The following is a 20616-nucleotide window of genomic DNA, read 5'->3' as shown; positions in this document are numbered from 1 at the left end:
TGCGCCAGTTGGAGAACCAGGCGGACGACTCGCTCGCCCCGCCGCGGACCTCCCCGCCGGCGCCGTCGCTGCCCTCCGCGCCTTCCATGGGCGGCCGGCGACCGCGGCGGCCGGCCGCTGGCCGAGCACACCTCGGCGTGCCTGGCCAACGCCGATCTGCCGGTCGAGGAAGAGCAGTTGCAGGCGGCGGTGCACGCGTGCGGGTGGGCGCGCAGCACGTACGTCGCCAACGACACGTTCGCGATCCTGCGGGCCGGCGTCGAACAGCCGCGCGGCGTCGCCGTGGTGTGCGGCGCCGGCATCAACTGCGTCGGCCTGCTGCCGGACGGGCGCACCGCGCGGTTCCCCGCGATCGGGAAGATCTCCGGGGACTGGGGCGGCGGGTCCGGACTGGCGGAGGAGGCGCTGTACTTCGCCGCGCGCGCGGAGGACGGGCGCGGCGAGCCGACCGCGCTCGCCACCTCGCTGCCCGCGCACTTCGGGCTGCGCACGATGTACGAGCTGATCGAGGCGCTGCACCTGGAACGCATACCGTACGTACGGCGGTACGAACTCACGCCCGTGCTCTTCGCCACCGCCGACGCCGGTGATCCGGTCGCCTGCTCCGTGGTCGACCGGCAGGCCGAGGAGATCGTCTGCCTCGCGACGGTCGCGCTCCGGCGGCTCGACCTCCTCGACGACGAGGCCGACGTCGTCCTCGGGGGTGGTGTCATGGCCGCGAGCAATCCCCGTCTCATGGGCGGGATCACCGCGGGGCTCGCCTCGACCGCGCCCAAAGCCCGCGCCCACGTGGTCACGGCGCCCCCGGTGCTCGGGGCGGCCCTCCTCGGCCTCGACCACACCTCCGCTCCCGCTTCCGCCCAGTCCACCCTCCGCACCCACTACCCGTAGGGCGCCCCTGTCCCCCCGGGGACGGATGTCCCGTCCGCCCCGGGACCACCGGCCCGTGGAGGGCTGGTCGCGCAGTTCCCCGCGCCCCCGAACGGCGAACCTCCCCCCACGGCGACCAGCCACCCCCAAGGGACCCGGAAAACCGCGCGACCAGCCACCCCCAAGGCGCCCGGGAAACCGCGCGACCACCCACCACCAAGGGGCGCGGGGAACTGCGCAACCACCCACCACCAAGGGGCGCGGGGAACTGCGCGACCAGCCACGACGGCGCGTCAGTTCGCCACCGGCCAGAAGGGGCAGCCGCAGTCGCATCCAGGCCACCGGCCGATGGACGGCTGAACACGCAGAGCCCCGCGCCCCATCAGGGCACCCCCGTGCCGGGAAGTGGGCACCCTCTCGGGCAAAGGGTGCCCACGGAACCGTGCAGCCGCCGGAGGCGTGTGCAGAGGTAGGCGGCGGCAGCCATACTGCTGCTGCAAGCTGACCGCATCGTGGGGAGGGCGCGTGACGCAGACGCCGACAGGTGGCGTGCCTGTGCAGAGCCAAGGCCGAAGCCAGGTCCAGGGGTACGCAGGGGGATTGACCGGTGGGCCGCACCCCGGGCCGCACCCCGGGGTGCAGCCGGAGCACGCCGCCGCACCGGGAGCGGCCCCGCGCCGCGCCTGGGCGGAGTCCACGGCCCGGCTCCGCGCGGCGACCACCACCGAGCCCGGCCGGCTCCGCCTGATCGGCGCGGTCCTCGCCGTCCTCGTCATCGCGTTCGGCGCCGTCACCGCGTGGCAGGTCGCCGAACGGCAGTCCGCCGCGGGCCATGTGATCGACCACAGCGCCCCGTTGAGCGCGAACGCCGCCGAGATCTACCGCTCCCTCGCGGACGCGGACGCCACCGTCGCGGGCGGCTTCCTGGTCGGCGGCGAGGAGCCGAAGGAGGTGTCCGACCGCTACCAGAGGGACATCACCACGGCCGCCAAGCTGATCGCCGACGCCGCCGCGAACAGCGCGGGCTCGCAGGAGGCCCGCACCCAGATCGCCACGCTGAACAGCCACCTCCCGCAGTACACCGAGCTGGTGGCGACCGCGCAGGCCGACAACCGGCAGGGCCTGCCGCTGGGCGGCGCCTACCTGCGGTACGCCGACACGCAGATGCGCAAGCAGGGCGGCCTGCTGGACGCGGCCGACAAGCTGTACCAGGCCGAGAACGCCCGGCTGGGCTCCGACTACTCCGACGCGAAGGCGCTGCCGTACGCGTCGTGGGCGCTGGGCGTGATCGCGCTGGCCGCGCTGGTGTGGGCGCAGCGCCGCCACTACCGCCGTACCAACCGGGTGTTCAACCGGGGCATGCTGACCGCGACCGCGGCGTCCGCGGCGGTGCTGCTGTGGCTGGTCGCGGCGCACACCCTGGCCCGTACCGAACTCGCCGACTCGTACACGCACGGCGCGAAGTCGATGCAGGTGCTCAACAACGCCCGGATCGCGGTGCTCCAGGCCCGCGGCGACGAGAACCTCACGCTGGTGGCGCGCGGTTCCGGCGACGAGTACGAGTCGAAGTTCGAGAAGGAGATGGCCACGCTGGCCGGCAAGTCCACCGCCGCGAGCGCGAAGGGCGGCGGCGAGCTGGCCCAGGCGCTGGCGCTCGCCGACAAGGAGGCGGGCCGCGCCCCGGTGCGCTCCGCGATCGAGAACGCGAGCGCGTGGCGGCAGCGGCACACCCGCGAGCGCGCGGCCGACGACGGCGGCGACTACACCACCGCGGTCGCCGAGGTGATCGGCGTGAAGAACAGCGGCGGCGAGTTCACGGTGGCGAACACCACGCAGGAGAGCTTCAGCGCGGTCGACACCAGCCTGGGCAAGGCCGTCGCGCAGGAGCAGAAGGAGTTCCACCAGTCCGCGACCGACGGCCGCGGCGCGCTGTCGCTGCTGCCGTACGGCGCGGGCCTGCTGGCCGCGCTCGCCGCGGGCGCCGCGCTGATCGGCATCGGGCGGCGCCTGTCGGAGTACCGGTGAGCGGCGTGCGAACGTACCGAGGGTGGGGCCGGTCCGGCCGGGTGGAGACGAGGGAGGTCGCGGTGAGCCGTACGGCACGTGGATGGGGCGGGGTCGCGGCGATGGCGGCGGCCTGCGCGCTGACCGTCACGGCGGCGCTGAGCCCGCTGGGCGTCGGGCCGTTCGGCGGCGCCTCGGGGGCAGGGCGTACGTCGTCGCCCGCGAGCGGCGGGCCGGTCGCGCACGCGCGGGACGCCGCCGCCACCGACTCCGGCACCTGCACCACGCCCGAGGCGAGCCTGTCGCCGTCGTCCGGCACCACCGACGGTGCCGCCGTGGAACGGATCAAGAAGCGCGGGCGGCTGATCGTCGGCGTGGACCAGAACAGCTACCTGTGGGGCTTCCGCGACCCGGAGACCGGCGCCATCGCGGGCTTCGACATCGAGATCGTGAAGGCCATCGCCCAGAACATCCTGGGCAGTTCGGCGAAGGTGCAGTACCTGACCGTGCCGACGAACAAGCGGGTGACCGACATACAGCAGCACAAGGTGGACATGGTGGTGCGCACCATGTCCATCACCTGCTCCCGGTTGAAGGACGTGGCCTTCTCCATCGCCTACTTCGAAGCCGGCCAGCAACTGCTGGTCCCGAAGGACTCGCCGATCACCGGGTACAACGACAGCCTCAAGGGCAAGACGGTGTGCACCGCGTCGAGTTCGACCGGGGAGGCCAAGCTGAAGCAGGGCGCGCACGGCGCGAGGATCAAGCTGGTCGACAACCAGCTGGACTGCCTGGTGCTGCTGCAACTCGGCATGGTCGACGCGGTGTTCACCGACAACGCGCTCGCCGCGGGACAGGCCGCGCAGGACCCGACCGTGCACCTGGTGGGAACTCCCGTCACCGAGGAGCCGTACGGTGTGGCCATGAACCTGGACGACCAGGACCTGGTGCGCCGGGTCAACCAGGTGCTGGTGGCCTACGAGGCGGGCGGCGCGAGCAGCGAGTGGATGCACCAGTACCAGACCTGGCTCGCCAAGGACCTGCCGGACGTCACGGGACCGCCGCAACCGAAGTACAAATAAGGGAAGGGGTGTTCCGACGCGTACGGCGGGCTCGGCCGGCACGGCGCACGCGCGGGACACGCGGAACACGCGGAACACGCGGGCCAAGCTGAGCAGAACGGGCAGGGCGGGCAGGTCAGGCACGAAGGGCACGGCGACGATCACGGCAGTCGGAGCGGGCAGGGCAGGCACGGCGGACGGGAAGAGGGTGTGATGGCGGTCGTGGGAGCATCCGGACCGGTGATGGGCCGGGAGGACGTCGATCTCGCGCTGGAACGGCTCGGCGCCGAGCACGAAGCCGTCGAGACCTCCCTGCTCGCCCTCCAGGACCACTCCGGGCGCAGGCTGCTCGAAGGCGCCGAGTTGACCGGTGTCACCAAGGAGCGGTGGCAGCGCACCGACACGGCGGTCACCGCGCTGTGGGCGCACTTCGAGGCGTACACCGAGGCGTTGACCGCCGCCCGCGAGCTGCGGGCCCGCCGCCGCTGGCCGACCCAGACCGAACTCGCCCGGCTCACCGAGCTGTTGCGCGGCGACGGGATCACCGTGCTGGGCGGCACCGTGCCGGACCACGAGCGCTCGCTGACCGGCCCGGCCCGCGTCAGCGAGCAGATGAGCCTGGACGAACTGGTCCGGCGGATGAACAGCTGGTACGACCAGGCCATGGAGACGGTGGCCGCCGCCGACGCGGTGTGGTCCGCGCTGCCGGCCAGGATCGACCTGCTGGCCGCCGAGACGCAGCGGGTCCGCTCGCTGGCGCACTCGGTCGGCGTCCGCCCGGGCGGCCACCCCGCCGGTGACGAACTGGAGGCGCTGGTCGAGGAGTTGACGCAGCTCCGGGCCCGTACGGTCTCCGACCCGCTGGCCTTCTGGAACCCGCGCCCGGCCCCCGGCCGCCCCGACACCTCGCGCTACGACGACGCCGGTCGGCGCCTTGAGGAGATCCGCCGCGAGGTCGAGGCGGTCCTGCACGTGCGCGACGACGCCGAACACCGGCTCGGGCGGCTGCGCGACGTGATGTCGCGGGCCGACCGCACCCTCACCGAGGCCCGCGGCGCCCGGGTCGAGGTGCTGTCGAAGATCCTCGCCTCCGACGTGCCCGCGGTCAGCGGCCCGGCCGCCGCGCTGCACGAACAGCTCGGCGCGGCCGAGGAGTTCGCCAGGACCGCGCAATGGCACCGGCTCTCCCCGCTGCTGGACAGCCTGGAGGGACACGCCGACGACGAACTGCTGCGCGCCCGGGAGTCGTTGACCGCGGTGACCGCCCCGCTGGCGGTCCGCGCCGAGCTGCGCGGCCGGCTCGACGCGTACCGGGCGAAGGTGGCCCGGCTCGGCATGGCCGAGGACCCGGTGCTGATCGAACGGTACGACCAGGCGCGGCGGCTGCTGTGGAGCGCGCCGTGCGACCTCGGCGCGGCCGAACGGGCCGTACGCCGCTACCAGCAGGCGGTCACGGAGCTGGGCAGCACCCCGCGCACCCCCACCGACCGCCGGGGGCCGGCATGAGCGGGCACCCGCGCACGACCGCGGCGACCGTCACCCGTAGAGGCACGGATACGGACACGGGTTCGGGTCCGGGTTCGGGTGCGGCTTCGGCCGCGGCCACGGACCCGCGCGCGAGGATCGGCAGCAGTACGAAGATGGCGTCAGGGACAGGGAAAGGCTGAGGGGGAGACCGTGAGCGAGTGCCAGCGACCCGGCTGCGACGGGACCTTGGAGGACATGGGCGGCGGGGACCTGTACTGCGGCACCTGCGGTCTGGCGCCCGTGGTGGTGGCCGCACCCGCGGGACCGGTGCCGGGCGCGGGTGCCGCGGGCGGGTTCGGCGCGGGCTCCGGCGGTGCGGGCGGCGCGGCCGTCCCCGGCGCGCGCTCCGGCGCGGACTCCGGGCAGTCCTCGGCCGGCAGCTCCTCCGCGCACTCCTCCCGCTCGTCCCGCTCCTCCACCTCCCAGGCGTCCCGCCGTTCGGTGTCGGGCCGGCTCTCCCAGTCGCTGGCCGGCAGCTCCACCGGCCGCTCGGTGTCGGTGCGCACCACCCGCGGCACCGGCAGCGGCCCCACCCGCGGCAAGCTGGGCGCCGGCCTGGTCAGCGTGCCGACGGTGCCGAAGCCCGACCCGGCCGCCGCGGTGCTGGAGAACCCCGAGGTACCCGAGCGCAAGCGCTACTGCAGCAAGGGCGACTGCGGCGCGCCGGTCGGCCGCAGCCGCGAGGGGCGGCCCGGCCGCACCGAGGGCTACTGCACCAAGTGCGGGCACCCGTACTCCTTCACGCCCAAGCTGCGCCCGGGCGACCTGGTGCACGGGCAGTACCACGTGATGGGCTGCCTGGCGCACGGCGGACTCGGCTGGATCTACCTCGCGGTGGACCGGGCGGTCTCCGACCGCTGGGTGGTGCTCAAGGGCCTGCTCGACACCGGCGACGAGGACGCGCTGGCCGCCGCGCTGTCCGAGCGGCGCTTCCTCGCCGAGATCGAGCACCCCAACATCGTGCGGATCTACAACTTCGTCGAGCACCTCGACCAGCGCACCGGCACCCTCGACGGCTACATCGTGATGGCGTACGTCGGCGGCAAGTCGCTCAAGGAGATCGCCAACGAGCGCCGCGCCCCCGACGGCAAGCGCGAGCCGCTGCCGGTCGCGCAGGCCATCGCGTTCGCCATCGAGGCGCTGGACGCGCTCGGCCACCTGCACAGCCGCAACCTGCTGTACTGCGACTTCAAGGTGGACAACGCGATCCAGACCGAGGACCGGCTCGAACTGATCGACATGGGCGCGGTGCGCCGGATGGACGACACCGAGTCGGCGATATACGGCACGGTCGGCTACCAGGCACCGGAGGTCGCGGAGGTCGGCCCGTCGGTCGCCTCCGACCTCTACACCGTCGCCCGCACCCTGGCGGTGCTGACCTTCGACTTCCAGGGCTACACCAACATCTTCGTGGACAGCCTGCCCGACCCGGACAAGATCGAGGTCTTCCGGCGCTACGAGTCCTTCTACCGGCTGCTGGTGCGTGCCACCGACCCGGACCCGCACAAGCGGTTCGCCTCGGCCGAGGAGATGTCCGACCAGCTGCTCGGCGTGCTGCGGGAGGTCGTCGCCCTGGAGTCGGGCTCGCCGCGGCCGGCCCTGTCCACCCTGTTCGGTCCCGAACTGCGGGTGGTGGACACCCAGTTGGTGCGGCCGGTGACCGGCGACACCTCGCGGCTCGGCGCGGTGCGCCCGCCCGACGGGAAGCGACGGTCCAGAAGGGACAAGGGCGCCCCGGCGCTGCCGGCCGCTCCCGCGGGTGCGCCGGTGCTGCCGGGCGCGCCCCCCGCGGCGCTTCCCGGGCAGGTCGCCCAGGCCGCGCCGGCCGGGGTGTTCGGGCCCGCGACGGGTGGCGCCACCCCGCCGCCCGGGCTGCCCGTCGCACCGCAGGCGCCCACCGGGGCTCCGGCGGGCGGCGGTTGGGGTCCGGGCCGGCCGATCGTCTCCCGGCTCGACGCGGCCGCGGCCGTACTCGCGCTGCCCGTACCGCATGTGGACTCCACCGACCCCAACGCGGGCTTCCTGGCCGGCATCGCGGCCGCCGCCCCCGGCGAGATGGTGACCGCGCTGCGGTCGGCGCCGATCGACTCCGTGGAGAAGCGGCTGCGCGAGCTGCGGGCCCTGCTGGAGCTGGACGACACCGCCGGCGCCCAGGCGGTGCTGAGCGGCCTCGACGGCTCCGGCGACGACAGCGCCGACTGGCGGGTGGTCTGGCACCGCGGGCTGGTCGGCCTGTGCACCGCCGACCACGCGACGGCGGCGCTCAGCTTCGACGCGGTCTACGACGCGTTCCCCGGCGAGCCCTCGCCGAAGCTGGCCCTGGGCATCTGCGCGGAGGTGCTCGGGCAGCTCGACAACGCCGCCGAGTACTACCGCCTGGTGTGGACCACCGACCACAGCTACGTCAGCGCGGCCTTCGGGCTGGCCCGGGTGCTGCTGAAGTCCGGCGACCGGGTCGGCGCGGTGCGCGCGCTGGAGTCGGTGCCCGAGTCCTCCATCCACTACACCGCCGCCCGGGTCGCCGCGATACGCGCCCGGCTGCGCGACCGGGCCCCGCAGGAGCCGCTGCTGCCCGACCTGCACGCGGCGGCCCGCCAGGTGGAGGACCTCCAGCGGCAGGGCCTGGACCACGACCGTCGCGAGCAGCTCGCCACGGAGGTGTACGGCAGCGCGCTGGACTGGGTGCTGGCCGGCCGGACCGGCGCGGGCACCGCGCCGACCGGGCCGGTGCTCGGCGCCGAACTGGACGAGCGCGGACTGCGGTTCGGCCTTGAGCGGTCCTACCGGGTGCTCGCCCGGCTGGCCCGCCAGGGCGGTACGAGGATCGAACTGGTGGAGCGGGCCAACCGCTTCCGCCCCAGGACCTGGGTGTAAACCGATGCCACCACTGCCCGAGTCGGCGCCCTCGGCGCCCACGGCCCGCCCGACGATCTGCCCGGGCTGCTCCGAACCCCAGGCCCCCGACGACCGGTTCTGCGGGGGCTGCGGCCGCGACCTGAGCGTGCCACCGCCCGAGCCCGAGCCGGATGCGGCGGAGCCGAACGCGTCGGCGCAGGGTGCTCCTGCGCGCGGTGTTCCGGCGCCGGGTGCTCCCGCGCCGCACGCGCCGGGTCCCGACGCCGCCGCGCCCGCCGTGAACGGCGCCGCCGCCGACGCCACCGGCGCCTTCCTGCTCGCTCCCCCGCGCAGCGGGTCCTCCGAGGACACCCTCCCGCTCGGCTTCACCGCCCGGCTCTCCGACGAGAGCGAGAACGGCGACGACGCCGGCGCCGGCGAAGGCGAAGCGACGGCGGGCGGCGGCCAGGCCGCGACCGGGACCGGAACCGGAACCGCGACCGGGAGCAAGGACGGGACCGGCTCGACCGGCCGTTCGGCCACGACCGGCACGGTGTGCGTGGCCTGCGGCCTCGGCGGGGTGGACGACGACGGCTACTGCGAGCACTGCGGGCACGCGCAGCCCCGCCAACGCGACCACCAGGAGAAGGAGTTGGAGGGCGTGGCCGCGGTGAGCGACCGCGGCCTGCGGCACCACCGCAACGAGGACGCGTTCATGCTCGGCACCGCCGCCCTGCCAGACGGCAGCGCCGCTGTCGTGGCCGTGGTGTGCGACGGCGTGTCCACCGCCTACCGTCCCGACGACGCCTCCGCCGCGGCCTCCGCCGCCGGCAGCGAGTCGCTGCTCGCCGCCCTGGAACGCGGCACCTCCCCCGACGACGCGATGCGCGACGCGCTGATGGCCGCGTTCGACGCGGTGGGCGCGCTGGCCGAGGAGGAGTCGCCGGAGCCGATCACCGCGCACCACAACGCCCCGGCGTGCACCTGCGTCAGCGCGGTCATCACCGGCCCGGTCTTCACCGTCGGCTGGATCGGCGACAGCCGCGCGTACTGGGTCCCGGACGACCGCCGCACGCCCGCCGCACGCCTCACCGAGGACGACTCGTGGGCGGCGCGGATGGTCTCGGCCGGGCTGATGTCGGAGGCCGAGGCGTACGCCGACGAGCGGGCGCACGCGATCACCGGCTGGCTGGGCGCGGACGCGGTGGAGGTCGATCCGCACGTGGCGGCCTTCCAGCCGGAGGGCCCGGGCGTGATCGTGGTGTGCACCGACGGACTGTGGAACTACGCAGAATCGGCCGCGGAGATGGCCGAGGCGCTGCCGGCCGACGCCCGTGTCCGGCCGCTGGCGAGCGCGCGTTCGCTGCTCGGCCTGGCCCTCGACGGCGGCGGCCACGACAACGTAACGGTCGCGGTGCTGCCGTTCCCGGCAAGCGTCGCACGGGCAGGATTCCCCTCCGCCTAGCTCTCGCCGGCGCGACGCGCACGGCGGGGGGCGGACGAGCAATGGCGTGAAGGAGCACAGGAAGCGATGCCAAGTCTTTCGAAGTCGAACGTGCCGCAGTTCTCGGTGGACGTGTACCAGAACGAGTACCTGCCCGAGGGCGGCCGCGAGGTCAACGCGATCGTCACGGTGACCTCGACCGGCGGCGGCACCTCGGGCGGCCGCCCGCTGCCGGGCGACGCGGCGGCGGCCGGCGTGGTCATCATGGTCGACTGCTCCGGCTCGATGGAGTACCCGCCGACGAAGATGCGCAACGCGCGGGACGCGACCGCGGTCGCCATCGACACGTTGCGCGACGGGGTGTCGTTCGCGGTGGTGGCCGGCACCCACCAGGCCCGCGAGGTCTACCCGGCCAACGGCGGCCTGGCGGTGGCCGATCCGAACACCCGCGCGCAGGCCAAACAGGCGCTGCGCAAGCTCACCGCGGGCGGCGGCACCGCGATCGGCACCTGGCTGCGGCTCGCCGACCGGCTGCTGGCCGGCTCCGACGTGGCGATACGGCACGGCATCCTGCTCACCGACGGCCGCAACGAGCACGAGAAGCCGGAGGACCTGCAAAGCGCCCTGGACGCCTGCTCCGGCCGCTTCACCTGCGACGCGCGCGGGGTGGGCACGGACTGGGAGGTCAAGGAGGTCACCGGGATCGCCTCGGCGCTGCTCGGCACGGTGGACATCGTCGCCGACCCGGCCGGTCTGGCCGGCGACTTCCAGGCGATGATGGAGAACGCGATGGGCAAGGAGGTCGCGGACGTCGGCCTGCGGCTGTGGACTCCGCAGAACGCCGAGATCGCCTTCGTCAAGCAGGTCGCGCCGACCGTGGAGGACCTCACCGAGCGGCGTGCGGAGACCGGGCCGCGGATGGGCGACTACCCGACCGGGTCATGGGGCGACGAGTCACGCGACTACCACGTCTGCGTGAAGGTGCCGCCGGCCGTCGTCGGCCAGGAGATGCTCGCGGCCCGGGTGTCGCTGGTGCTGCCGGAGCCCGACGGCACCACGCAGGTGCTGGCGCAGGGGCTGGTCCGGGCGCTGTGGACCGACGACATGGCGGCCTCGACCCGGATCAGCCCGCAGGTGGCGCACTACACCGGGCAGGCCGAGCTGGCGCAGGCCATCCAGCAGGGCCTGGAGGCCCGCAAGTCCGGGGACCTGGACTCCGCGACCGCCAAGCTGGGCCGCGCGGTGCAGCTCGCCAGCGCCTCGGGCAACGAGGACACTTCCAAGCTGCTGGCGAAGGTGGTCGACGTGGTGGACGCGGTGAACGGTACTGTGCGGTTGAAGCCCAAGGTCGCCGACGCCGACGAGATGACCTTGGAGACGCGGTCGACAAAGACCGTACGCGTGAAAAAGTAACCGTCGGGTACTACGTGCTCGCGCACAACCTTGGGAGCCGCCCGACCGGGCGGAGGGGGAGCCGACGCCATGCCGATCTGTGCCAACGGCCACCAGACCAGCGCCACCGACTGGTGCGAGGTCTGCGGCCTGCTGATGCCGGCACCGGCCGCGGGGTCGCGGCCGGCGTCCTCCGCGTCGTCGTCCTCGGCCTCGCCGGTCTCGCCGCCGCCCTCGTCGCCGTCGCCGCCCGGATTCACGGGCGAGCCGGCAGGGGGTGGCGAGGAGTGCTGTCCGAACTGCGGGACGCCGCGGGAGGGCTCGGCGCTGTTCTGCGAGCAGTGCCGCTACAACTTCCGCACCCACGCGGCGACCGTGGTGCCACCGCAGCCGACCGCGCCGGGCATCCCGCCGTACCAGCGGTACGAATCGCAGCGGTCGCGGCCGTCGCAGATCAACCGGCCGGCGGAGGCGCTGCCGGACGACTCGGTCACCTCCGGTTCGGGGGACTTCCTGCTCGACCCGCCGTCCGGGTCGGTGCGGTCGGTGCCCGGTACCGGCGGGACGACGTCGGGCGGACCGGTCAGCGGGCCTGTCAGCGGGCCGGTGGGAGGGCCCGGCAGCGGAACCCTCGGCGGGGCTTCCGGTGGAACCCTCGGCGGACCCGTCAGCGGCCCGGCCAGCGGGCCGGCCAGCGGGCCGGTGATCGTTCCGCAGGGCGGGCCGAACGGGCCCGGCGAGCAGGGTGGTTCAAGTGGTCCGGCCACCACCGCCGTCGGGCAGCAGCCGCCGCTGTCCGTCGCGACCGGCACCGGTACGGCCTGGGTGGCCGTGATCACCGCCGACCGGGCGTACTTCACCGCGATGATGGCGCGCAGCGGCCCGGACGCCGAGCAGTTGTACTTCCCCGCCTACTCCCCCGAGGTGCAACTGCCGCTCACCGGGCACCAGGTCACGATCGGCCGCCGCCGGCACAGCACGGGTGAGGCGCCCGACATCGACCTGTCCCGTTCGCCGGAGGACCCCGGGGTCTCGCACCATCACGCGGTGCTGGTCCAGCAGCCCGACGGCTCCTGGTCGGTGGTCGACCAGGACTCCACCAACGGGACCACGGTGAACCTGGCGGAGGACCCGATCCGGCCGTATCTGCCGGTGCCGCTCGCCGAGGGGGACCGTGTGCACGTCGGGGCGTGGACGACCATCACGCTGCACCGCGCCTGAGCGGCGCGGCGGGCGCTTCCGGGTGCCGGCGCGGCCGGTGTCAGGTGGTGGTGAGGGGCCAGGTCAGGGGGCCCTCGGGGCTGTCGCGCCAGAGCCATTGGCGGGGGCCGTCGACGGTGAGGCCGTAGCGGGTGCGGTCGGGGCGGGTGATGCCGCCGAAGGCACTCTGGCCGAACACCTCGGCGGCGAGGCCGTGTTCGGCGGCGCCGTCGGGGGCGCCCGATCCGCCGCGCAGGGGCACGAAGTAGGCGGGCGTCGAGAGGAACCGGCCCTCCGCCTGGCGCGGGCCGTGCACGGTGAGGGCGACCAGGCCGGTGGCCAGCGGCAGCAGCAGGAGACCGCCGGGCGTGCACTGCTCCAGCCAGGCCGGGGGCACGAAGGGGAGCTCGCAGGTCGCGATGACCCGGTCGTAAGGGGCGCGAGGCGGGTGCCCGAGGGCGCCGTCGCCGGTGACCACGACGACCGAGCGGGCGGCCTCGGTGCCGTACGCGTCCAGGTGGGCGCGGGCCGCGGCGGTGATCTCCGGCTCCAGGTCGATGGTGGTGACCGTGTCCGGGCCGAGCCGGTGGGCCAGCAGCGCCGCGTTGTAGCCGGTGCCCGCGCCGATCTCCAGCACCCGCTCCCCGCCGTGCACGTCCAGTGCCTCGCACATCAGCGCCATGAGCGACGGCTGGCTGCTGGAGGAGACCAGCTCACCGCCGACCACGCGGGTGGCGATCGGCCGGTCCGCGTAGGCGCCCGTGAGGCGGCTCATCGCGCGGCGGTGCGACGCGGCCACCGGACCGCGGCCGTGAACCGGCCCCTCGCCGTACGCGGACCCCTCGCCGTACTCCTCGTCGTATCCCCCGCCGTACTCCCCGCCGGGCCCCGGCTCCCCGCCGTACCCGGTGTCCTGGTCGTCCAGGACGAAGAGGTGGCGCGGGACCTCCGCGAAGGCCGCCCGCCAGGCGGGGTCGGTGAGGCCGCCGCCGGACTCGATCCGGCGGACCATCCGGGCCCGCAGCGACCCCGCGGCGACGGCGTACCGCCGCTCGAATCGCCCCTCGCGCCGCCCGTCGGGCCCTGTCGCGCCCATGCTTCCATCGTGCGCCCGGAGCGGCGGGGATACGAACCGGGACACCACGGCGGGCCGCTCGCCGCATCTGCGACGATGGAAGGGTGAATGAGATCCGGCGCGGCGAGTTGCAGCAGCAGACGTTCTACGAACTCGTCGGCGGCGAGGAGACCTTCCGCCGCCTCGTACACCGCTTCTACCAGGGCGTCGCCGACGACCCCGAGCTGCGCGCGATGTACCCCGAGGAGGACCTCGGCCCGGCCGAGGAGCGCCTGACCCTCTTCCTGATGCAGTACTGGGGCGGCCCGCGCACCTACAGCGACGAGCGCGGCCACCCCCGGCTGCGGATGCGGCACGTCCCCTTCGCGGTGGACCGCGCCGCCCACGACGCGTGGCTGCGCCATATGCGCGTGGCCGTCGACGAGTTGGCGCTGCCCGCCGAGCAGGAACGCCAGCTGTGGGACTACCTGGTGTACGCCGCCGCGTCGATGGTGAACACCCCGGGCTGACCCCGCGTGGCCGGTGGGCCACGCACCGCAGCGGCCCGCACTTTCCCGCCCGGCGGGCCGGCCCGGCGTCCGCTCGGCGGACCATCACGATCGGATTGCGACATCCGCGGTCCGGGTTCTGCGCCGCTGCGCGGTTTGAGAGCATCCCGTCAGTACATGACGGGGGGAACATGTGACCGGATTCGTGCTGCTGCGTGTCCGCGCACACCGACTGCTTCTCGCCGCCGCCCTGCTCACGGTGTTGCTGACCACGTGCGTGCTCGCGACGTTCACCGCCTTCACCGGCGCGATCGGCGACGCGGCCCTGCGGCGCACCCTCCAGCACCAGGCGGCCGCGCGGTCGACGGTCGAGGTGCAGACCCAGCTGAACGGGACGGACCGCAAGGCGCTCGACGCGGCGGTGCGCAAGCACCTGCGCGGCTCCTTCACCGGGCTGCCCACCAGCGTCCACGGCAGCACCCGCTCCGGCCCCTACGGGCTGCCGAAGCGGCCGCGCTCCTCGGCCCAGTCGGCGAACGGCGAGCCCGACCTGACGCTGCTGGCCACCTTCGACCGCGCCGAAGTCCGGCTGGTGAAGGGGAGTTGGCCGACCGCGGCCGAGCGGGGCGCGGCCCGGGTGCAGGTCGCGCTGCCGCAGGTGGCCGCGCTGATCCTCGGCACCGAGCCCGGCGACGTCCTCACCCTCGCCGACCGACTCGGCGGCGCCCCGCTGAAGGTCCAGGTCAGCGGGATCTTCCAGCCGCGCGACCCGTCCTCCCCGTACTGGCACCTCGACCCGCTGGACGGCCGGGGCGCGCACACGGTCGCGTTCACCACCTACGGGCCGATGCTCGCCGACCCCGGCAGCTTCGACTCCGGCCGGGTCAAGGCCGCCGCGATGGCCTGGCAGGCCACCGGCGACTTCCGGCAGTCCACCGCACACGACATGAACACGCTGGAGAAGGGCGTCCAGCAGACCCTCGACGCGCTGCACGACGACCGGACCACCGCCGTCACCGAGGGCACCAGCGGCCTGCCCGACCTGCTCGACGCGCTGCGCCGCAGCATGCTGGTGACCCGCTCCACGCTGCTGATCGGCGCGCTGCAACTGGTGATCCTGGCCGGTTTCGCGCTGCTGCTGGTGGCGGGGCTGCTCGCCGAGGAACGCGCCGGGGAGACCGCGCTGCTGCGCGCCCGCGGCGGATCGCGGGCCCGGGTCGCCCGGCTGGCCGGGTGGGAGGCGCTGCTGCTCGCGGTGCCCGCGGCCCTGCTCGCCCCGCTGCTGGCCGGGCCGGTCACGCGGGAGCTGGCCGGCACCGGCGCCATGGCCCGTACCGGCGTCAGTCTCGGCTCCGGCGACACCGGCCTGGCCTGGCTGGTCGCCGTGGCCGCCGCGCTGGCCTGCGCCGGCGCGGTGATCGTGCCCGCGCTGCGCACCGGCGGCTCCTACGCCGCCGAGCGGGCCGAGCGCGCCCGGCGCCGCTCCCTGCCCGGCGCGGTGCAGGCGGGCGCCGACGTGGGGCTGCTGGTGGTCGCCGGGATCGCCTACTGGCAGTTGGAGCGGCGTGCCTCGGGCAGCGGCGCGCTGAGCGCCAACGCGGGCGGCGGGCTCGGGGTGGACCCGATCCTGGTCGCCGCGCCCGCGCTGTGCCTGCTGGCCGGCACCGTGCTGGTGCTGCGGCTGCTGCCGCTGGTCGCGAAGCTCGGCGAGCGGCGGGCCGCACGCGGCCGGACCCTGCCGCTGGCGCTCGCCGGCTGGCAACTCGCCCGGCGGCCGCGGCGCGGCGCGGGAGCGGCACTGCTGCTGGTGCTCGCGATCGCGATGGGCGTCTTCTCGATCGGGCAGAGCGCGAGCTGGGACCGTTCGCAGCGCGATCAGGCCCGGTACGCGGTCGGCGCCGACCTGCGGGTGACCGGCATGACCACCCCGCCGTTCGGGCAGCCCGGGATCTTCGCGCACCAGCCCGGCCTCGCCGCCGCCGCGCCCGCCGCGGACACCGGCCTCTACCTCGACCAGGACCGTACGGCGACCGTGCTGGCCATCGACTCCGCGCGGGCCGGGAAGACGATGCTGTTCCGCTCCGACCTCACCGGCGGACGGTCGGCCGCCACGGTGCTGGCGCCGCTGGGCAAGGGCGTCCGCGCCGGCGGCGGCTTCCCGCTGCCCGCCGACGCCCGCAAGGTGACGTTCGACGCCGTGCTGCGGCCCGGACCGGGCGGCGGTCCCGCGACCGCGGACGCCGTCCAGCACGTCAGCGTCACCGTCCTGGACGCCGAGGGCGTGCCGTACACCGCCGCCGTCGGCGACCTGCAACCCGACGGCAGACCGCACCCGCTGGTCCTGGACATCGCCGCGCTGTCCGGTGCGGCCGGCGGCGCGCCCGCCGGTCCGCTGCGGGTCACCGGCCTGGACATCGCTTTCGACATCCCGGTCAAGGAGCGGACCTACACGCTGACGATGTCGGCCACGCGGGTCGCGGACGGCACGGGCACCGTCCGCCCGCTGACGGTACCCGTCCAGAAGTGGTCGGCGACGGCGTCCATCGACGGCCCCTCGTTCGAGCAACTGCCGGGCGCCGGCGCGCCGACCGCCGGAGCGCCGGGGGCGGGCGTGCCGCGGGTCGGCGGGGGCACGACCATGACGCTCGACTACGACACCGGCGCCGCGCAGGCGCCCCAGGACAGCTACAGCCCGATAGCGACCGCGACCGTACATGCCGGGGCGGACACGCCCGCACCGCCGACCCCGGCGGCTGTCGCCACCGACGCCTTCCTCACGTCGCAGCAGGCGAAGGTCGGCAAGAGCGTCAGCGTCCAACTCGGCGGAATCTCGGTGCCGGTGCGCATCGTGGGCTCGGTCAAGGCGATCCCCGGGCTCGGCGACGGCCAGGGCGCGGACGCCGGGAACGGGTCCGGCGGGTCGGGCGCGGATTCGGGCGCCGGGTCGGGCTCGGGGACGGACGCCGGATCGGGTACGGGCGGCAACCAGGACGTCGGCGGCATGGTGGTCGACCTGCGGGCGGTCAACCAGTACCTGCAGTACCACGACGCGCAGGCGATGGAACCCACCGAGTGGTGGCTGGCCGCGCGGCCGGGCCGGACCGCCGAGGTCGCCGCCGCGCTGCGCGCCCGCGCCGACGTCGACACCGTCCTGGTCGCCGACGAGACGGCCGCCGACCTGCGCGCCGACCCGCTGGGCGCGGGCCCGCAGTCGGCGCTGCCGGCCGCCGTGGTGGCCGCGGTGGTGCTGGCCGCGCTCGGCTTCGCGGTCTCCTCGGCGGGCGCGGTCCGCGAGCGCACGGCGGAGTTCGCGATCCTGCGGGCCCTGGGTGCGCCCCGGCGCCAGCTGGCCCGGGTGATCGCGGCCGAGCAGGGGTTGCTGGTGCTGGTGTCGCTGATCGTCGGCGCCGCGCTCGGTGCGCTGCTGACCCGGCTGGTGACGCCGCTGATCGTGCTGACCCCGCAGGCCACGACTCCGACACCGTCACTGGTCGTACGGCTGCCGGCCGGCCGGCTGCTCGAACTCCTCGCGGAGGTCGTGGTGGTGCCGGTGCTGGTGGTCCTGGCGACGGCGGCACGGCGCGGCGATCCGGCGACGGCACTGCGGCGGCAGGGGGAGGACTGAGATGGCGGCGCGAGAGCGGGACGACAGCGGGGCGTGGGAGCCGGAGGGCGGGGCGGAAGCGGGAGCGGAAGCGGGAGCGGGAGCGGGAGACGGCGGGGGCGTGGACGGGGGCAGGGGCGGGGGCGGGGCGTCAGGCGGCGGCTCGGGCAGCGGCTCAGGCGGCGGCTCAGGCGCGGCGGACGGCGCGGGCCTGCCCGGCGACGACGTGCAACTCGCCTGGGTGCGGGTGCGGCTGCGCGCCGCCCGCCACGCGGCCCTCGCGACCTTCGGGCTCGTCCTGGTCACCGCGTTCCTCGCGGCGGGCCTGCCGCGTTCCGTGGACCGCTACGAGGACCGGGCGCTGCAACATGCGGTGCGGGCCGGCCAGTACCAGGACCGCGGGATCGCCCTGACCGAGAGCTACAACCCGCAGCAGGGGCTCTACGGGACCAACCCGCTCGACGTGACCACCCTCGACGCCGTCCAGAGCGCCGTCCACTCGCTGCTGGCGCGCACCACCCCGCTCGCCCCGCACTCCGCGGTGTACGGGGCGCGCACCGGCCAGGCGTCCGAGGTCCCCGACCCCGGCCTGCCGCGTCCGTCCTCGCACCCCCCGACCGCCGACCTCGTCGCACAGGCCGATCTCGGCGCGCACGCCCGGCTGGTGGCCGGCCGGATGCCGCAACCGCCGCCCGCGGTCTCCGACGGACAGCGGCCGCCGCCCATCGACGCCGCCGTGACGCTGAGAACCGCCCGGAAACTCCATCTGAAGGTCGGCCAGACCGTCCACCCGAGCGGGACGAACTCGAAACCGCTGACCGTGCACATCACCGGCATCGTGGCCCCGCTCGACCCCACCTCGTCGTACTGGAACGAGGACCCCGACCTGCTCGGGCCGGTCCTCGGCTCCCAGCCCGGCGAGCGCGGCGAGGAACCCAAGGCGTACTGGCACTTCACGCTGCTCACCCACCGCGACGCCGCCGACTCGCTGCCGGAACTCGGCGCGGGCGTCAATGTCTACTGGTACGAACCGCTGGACATCGGCCGGCTGACCGCGCACGGTGTCCCGGCGCTCCAGAACATGCTGTCGTCGCTGAGCGGCGGCCCGCTGGCGGTCAAGCTGCAGGACGCGAGCGGCGCGCAGCTGAGCGTCAGCGATGCGCTCGGCACCGTCCTCACCGGCTTCCTCCGGGAGCGCGACGCCACCACCCCGTTGGTGCTGATCGCCGCGGTCGGCGTGGCCACCACCGCGCTCGCCGTGCTGCTGATGGCCGGCGGGCTCGCCGCCGAGCGGCGGCGGGTCGAGATCGCGCTGCTGCGCGCCCGCGGTGGCTCGCTGCGCGGCGTCACCGGCCGGCTCGCGGCGGAGACCGCGGCCGCGGCCGTGCCCGGCGGGGTGGCCGGCGCGCTGCTCGCGCTCCTGCTGCTGCCGACCGGCCGCTGCCTGCTGCCGGTGCTGCTGGCCGCGCTGGTCACCGCGGTCGTGGTGCTCGCGCTGCCGTTGCGGGCCGCCTTCGCGGTACGCCGGCCGGGGCCGGGCGGCCGGGAGGACGTGGTCTCGGCCCGGCCTTCGCGGCGCCGGCTCGTGGTCGAACTGACCGTGGTGGTGCTGGTGGTGGGCGCGGTCGTGGCGCTTCGCCAGCGGGGCGGCGGGAGTTCGGGCGGCACCGCCACCGGCGGGGGCAGCGGCCCCGGCAACGACCCGTTCCTCGCCGCCGCGCCCGTACTGGTGGCGATCGGCGCCGCGCTCGTCCTGCTGCGGCTGTACCCGGTGCCGCTGCGGCTGCTGGCCCGTCCCGCGGCGCGGCTGACCGGCGCGGTCACCCACCTCGGCCTGGCCCGCGCGGGCCGCTCCCCCGCCACCGGTCAACTGCCGCTGCTGGCGGTGCTGGTGGCGCTGACCGTGACGTCCTTCGGCGGCTCCGTGCTGGCCGGAATCAACCACGGCAGGGACCGGGCGGCCACGGCGACGGTCGGCGCGGACGCCCGGATCGACGCGGTCACCGCCACGCTGTCGCCCCAACTCCCGGGCCGCGTCCGGAAGGTGCCCGGCATCGGCATGACCACCACGGCGCGGGTCGAGCAGCACTCGGCCGATGCGACGTTCAACGGATCGTACGCGGTGGTGCTGGTGGACCCCGCCGCGTACGACAAGCTGACCGGCTCGGTCGGGCTGCCCTCCTTCCCGGCGCACGCGCTGTCCGGGCACGGGGGCCAGGCGGGGCAGGAGGGGCAGGCAGGGCAGGCAGGGCAGGCAGGCCAGCCGGTGCTGCCCGCCGTGCTGTCGCCCGGGCTGGCCGGGCAGATCGGCCGGAAGACGGTGCCGGTCGCCACCGATCTCGGCTCCGTCTCCATCCGTACCGCTGCCGTCCTGCCGACCACCCCGGCCGCGCCCGGCGGCGACTTCGTGATCGTCTCGGCGGCCGCGCTCAAGGCCATGCACCCGGAGGCCGAGCAGTACCCGCAGCAGACGGCGCCGACGACCCTTCTGGCGATGGCGGCACCCGGCCGGCACATCGACGCGAAGGCGCTGCGCGAGGTGGCCGCGTCCGACGTCTCGTCGGTGTCGGTGCTGCTGCGCAGCGAGGAGCGGGCTTCGCTCGCGGACACCCCGCTCCAGCACGGCGCCCGCCGGCTGTACCTGGCGGCGGTCGCGGCGGGAGCGGGCTACAGCGCGCTGGCGCTGCTGCTGTCGCTGCTCCAGGCGGCACCGGGCCGCACCACCCTGCTGGCCCGGCTGCGCACGATGGGCATGACCCGGAGCCAGGCGCGGCGGCTGGTGCTGCTGGAGATGCTGCCGCAGGTGCTGCTCGGCGCGGTCGGCGGGGTGCTGGTGGGCCTGGCGGTGATTCCGCTGCTCGGCCCAGGCATCGACCTGCGCGCGCTCACCTTCGGTACGGAACCGCGCGACATCACGGCGGTCGACTTCGGGCTGGGGCTGCGCGCGAACCCCTGGGCCCTTGCCCTGCCGTCGGCAGGGCTGCTGATACTGGCCTGTGCGGTGCTGCTGGCGCAGGCGTGGCTGGCCGGGCGGCGGCGGGAAAGCACGGAACTGAGAGCGGGGGACCGGGTATGAGCGGGGAAGCGCGGGGGAACGGGACGCACGGGGATTCCGG

At 75.1% G+C, this 20616-nt stretch carries 12 protein-coding genes; 11 read left to right on the top strand and 1 reads right to left on the bottom strand.

The window, feature by feature from the left end; translation table 11 throughout:
• The 8 genes from AB0399_RS07415 to AB0399_RS07380 form a co-directional block, all read left to right on the top strand.
• Positions 1–891 (top strand): BadF/BadG/BcrA/BcrD ATPase family protein (locus tag AB0399_RS07415; RefSeq protein ID WP_366410542.1); only part of this gene is annotated, 891 nt, incomplete at its 5' end.
• 579 nt (positions 892–1470) lie between these two features.
• Positions 1471–2895, top strand: a complete 1425-nt coding sequence (locus AB0399_RS07410; RefSeq protein ID WP_329369316.1) for a hypothetical protein — start codon at positions 1471–1473, stop codon at positions 2893–2895.
• A 101-nt stretch (positions 2896–2996) separates the two neighbouring features.
• Positions 2997–3956, top strand: a complete 960-nt coding sequence (locus tag AB0399_RS07405; RefSeq protein ID WP_366410552.1) for a glutamate ABC transporter substrate-binding protein — start codon at positions 2997–2999, stop codon at positions 3954–3956.
• A gap of 192 nt (positions 3957–4148) precedes the next feature.
• Positions 4149–5441: a hypothetical protein gene (locus AB0399_RS07400; protein ID WP_329369312.1), complete on the top strand. Its 1293-nt coding sequence runs from the start codon at positions 4149–4151 to the stop codon at positions 5439–5441.
• 216 nt (positions 5442–5657) lie between these two features.
• Entirely contained in the window at positions 5658–8336 is a 2679-nt protein-coding gene (locus AB0399_RS07395) for a tetratricopeptide repeat protein (protein ID WP_366410551.1), read from the top strand.
• 4 nt (positions 8337–8340) lie between these two features.
• Entirely contained in the window at positions 8341–9762 is a 1422-nt protein-coding gene (locus AB0399_RS07390) for a PP2C family protein-serine/threonine phosphatase (RefSeq protein ID WP_366410541.1), read from the top strand.
• Positions 9763–9828: 66 nt separating this feature from the next.
• Positions 9829–11154, top strand: a complete 1326-nt coding sequence (locus AB0399_RS07385) for a VWA domain-containing protein (RefSeq protein WP_329369308.1) — start codon at positions 9829–9831, stop codon at positions 11152–11154.
• Between the two features lie 69 nt (positions 11155–11223).
• Entirely contained in the window at positions 11224–12354 is a 1131-nt protein-coding gene (locus tag AB0399_RS07380) for an FHA domain-containing protein (protein WP_366410540.1), read from the top strand.
• Positions 12355–12394: 40 nt separating this feature from the next.
• Here AB0399_RS07380 and AB0399_RS07375 read toward each other — a convergent pair whose 3' ends face one another.
• Complete coding sequence (locus AB0399_RS07375; protein WP_366410550.1) at positions 12395–13345, bottom strand: methyltransferase domain-containing protein; 951 nt, start codon at positions 13343–13345, stop codon at positions 12395–12397.
• A gap of 167 nt (positions 13346–13512) precedes the next feature.
• On the opposite strand from AB0399_RS07375, the gene AB0399_RS07370 reads away from it, so the two are divergent.
• The 3 genes from AB0399_RS07370 (at position 13513) to AB0399_RS07360 (ending at position 20576) form a co-directional block, all read left to right on the top strand.
• On the top strand, positions 13513–13917 hold the full coding sequence (locus AB0399_RS07370; protein ID WP_328464284.1) for a globin: 405 nt from the start codon (positions 13513–13515) through the stop codon (positions 13915–13917).
• A gap of 172 nt (positions 13918–14089) precedes the next feature.
• Complete coding sequence (locus AB0399_RS07365; protein WP_366410539.1) at positions 14090–17521, top strand: ABC transporter permease; 3432 nt, start codon at positions 14090–14092, stop codon at positions 17519–17521.
• Between the two features lies 1 nt (position 17522).
• Complete coding sequence (locus AB0399_RS07360) at positions 17523–20576, top strand: ABC transporter permease (protein WP_366410538.1); 3054 nt, start codon at positions 17523–17525, stop codon at positions 20574–20576.
• The last annotated feature ends 40 nt before the right edge of the window (positions 20577–20616 follow it).

The sequence above is a fragment of the Streptomyces sp. NPDC088194 genome, from assembly GCF_040702025.1.
Taxonomy (GTDB): Bacteria; Actinomycetota; Actinomycetes; order Streptomycetales; family Streptomycetaceae; genus Actinacidiphila.
The sequence above is the reverse complement of the archived record's forward strand: the minus strand, read 5'-3'. Positions and strand labels throughout refer to the sequence as shown.

Coding starts and splice junctions, on each gene's coding strand:
- AB0399_RS07405 (WP_366410552.1), top strand. CDS start 2,997: ATGGCGGCGGCCTGCGCGCTGACCGTCACGGCGGCGCTGAGCCCGCTG.
- AB0399_RS07385 (WP_329369308.1), top strand. CDS start 9,829: ATGCCAAGTCTTTCGAAGTCGAACGTGCCGCAGTTCTCGGTGGACGTG.
- AB0399_RS07395 (WP_366410551.1), top strand. CDS start 5,658: ATGGGCGGCGGGGACCTGTACTGCGGCACCTGCGGTCTGGCGCCCGTG.
- AB0399_RS07400 (WP_329369312.1), top strand. CDS start 4,149: ATGGCGGTCGTGGGAGCATCCGGACCGGTGATGGGCCGGGAGGACGTC.
- AB0399_RS07390 (WP_366410541.1), top strand. CDS start 8,341: ATGCCACCACTGCCCGAGTCGGCGCCCTCGGCGCCCACGGCCCGCCCG.
- AB0399_RS07375 (WP_366410550.1), bottom strand. CDS start 13,345: ATGGTCCGCCGGATCGAGTCCGGCGGCGGCCTCACCGACCCCGCCTGG.
- AB0399_RS07360 (WP_366410538.1), top strand. CDS start 17,523: ATGGCGGCGCGAGAGCGGGACGACAGCGGGGCGTGGGAGCCGGAGGGC.
- AB0399_RS07380 (WP_366410540.1), top strand. CDS start 11,224: ATGCCGATCTGTGCCAACGGCCACCAGACCAGCGCCACCGACTGGTGC.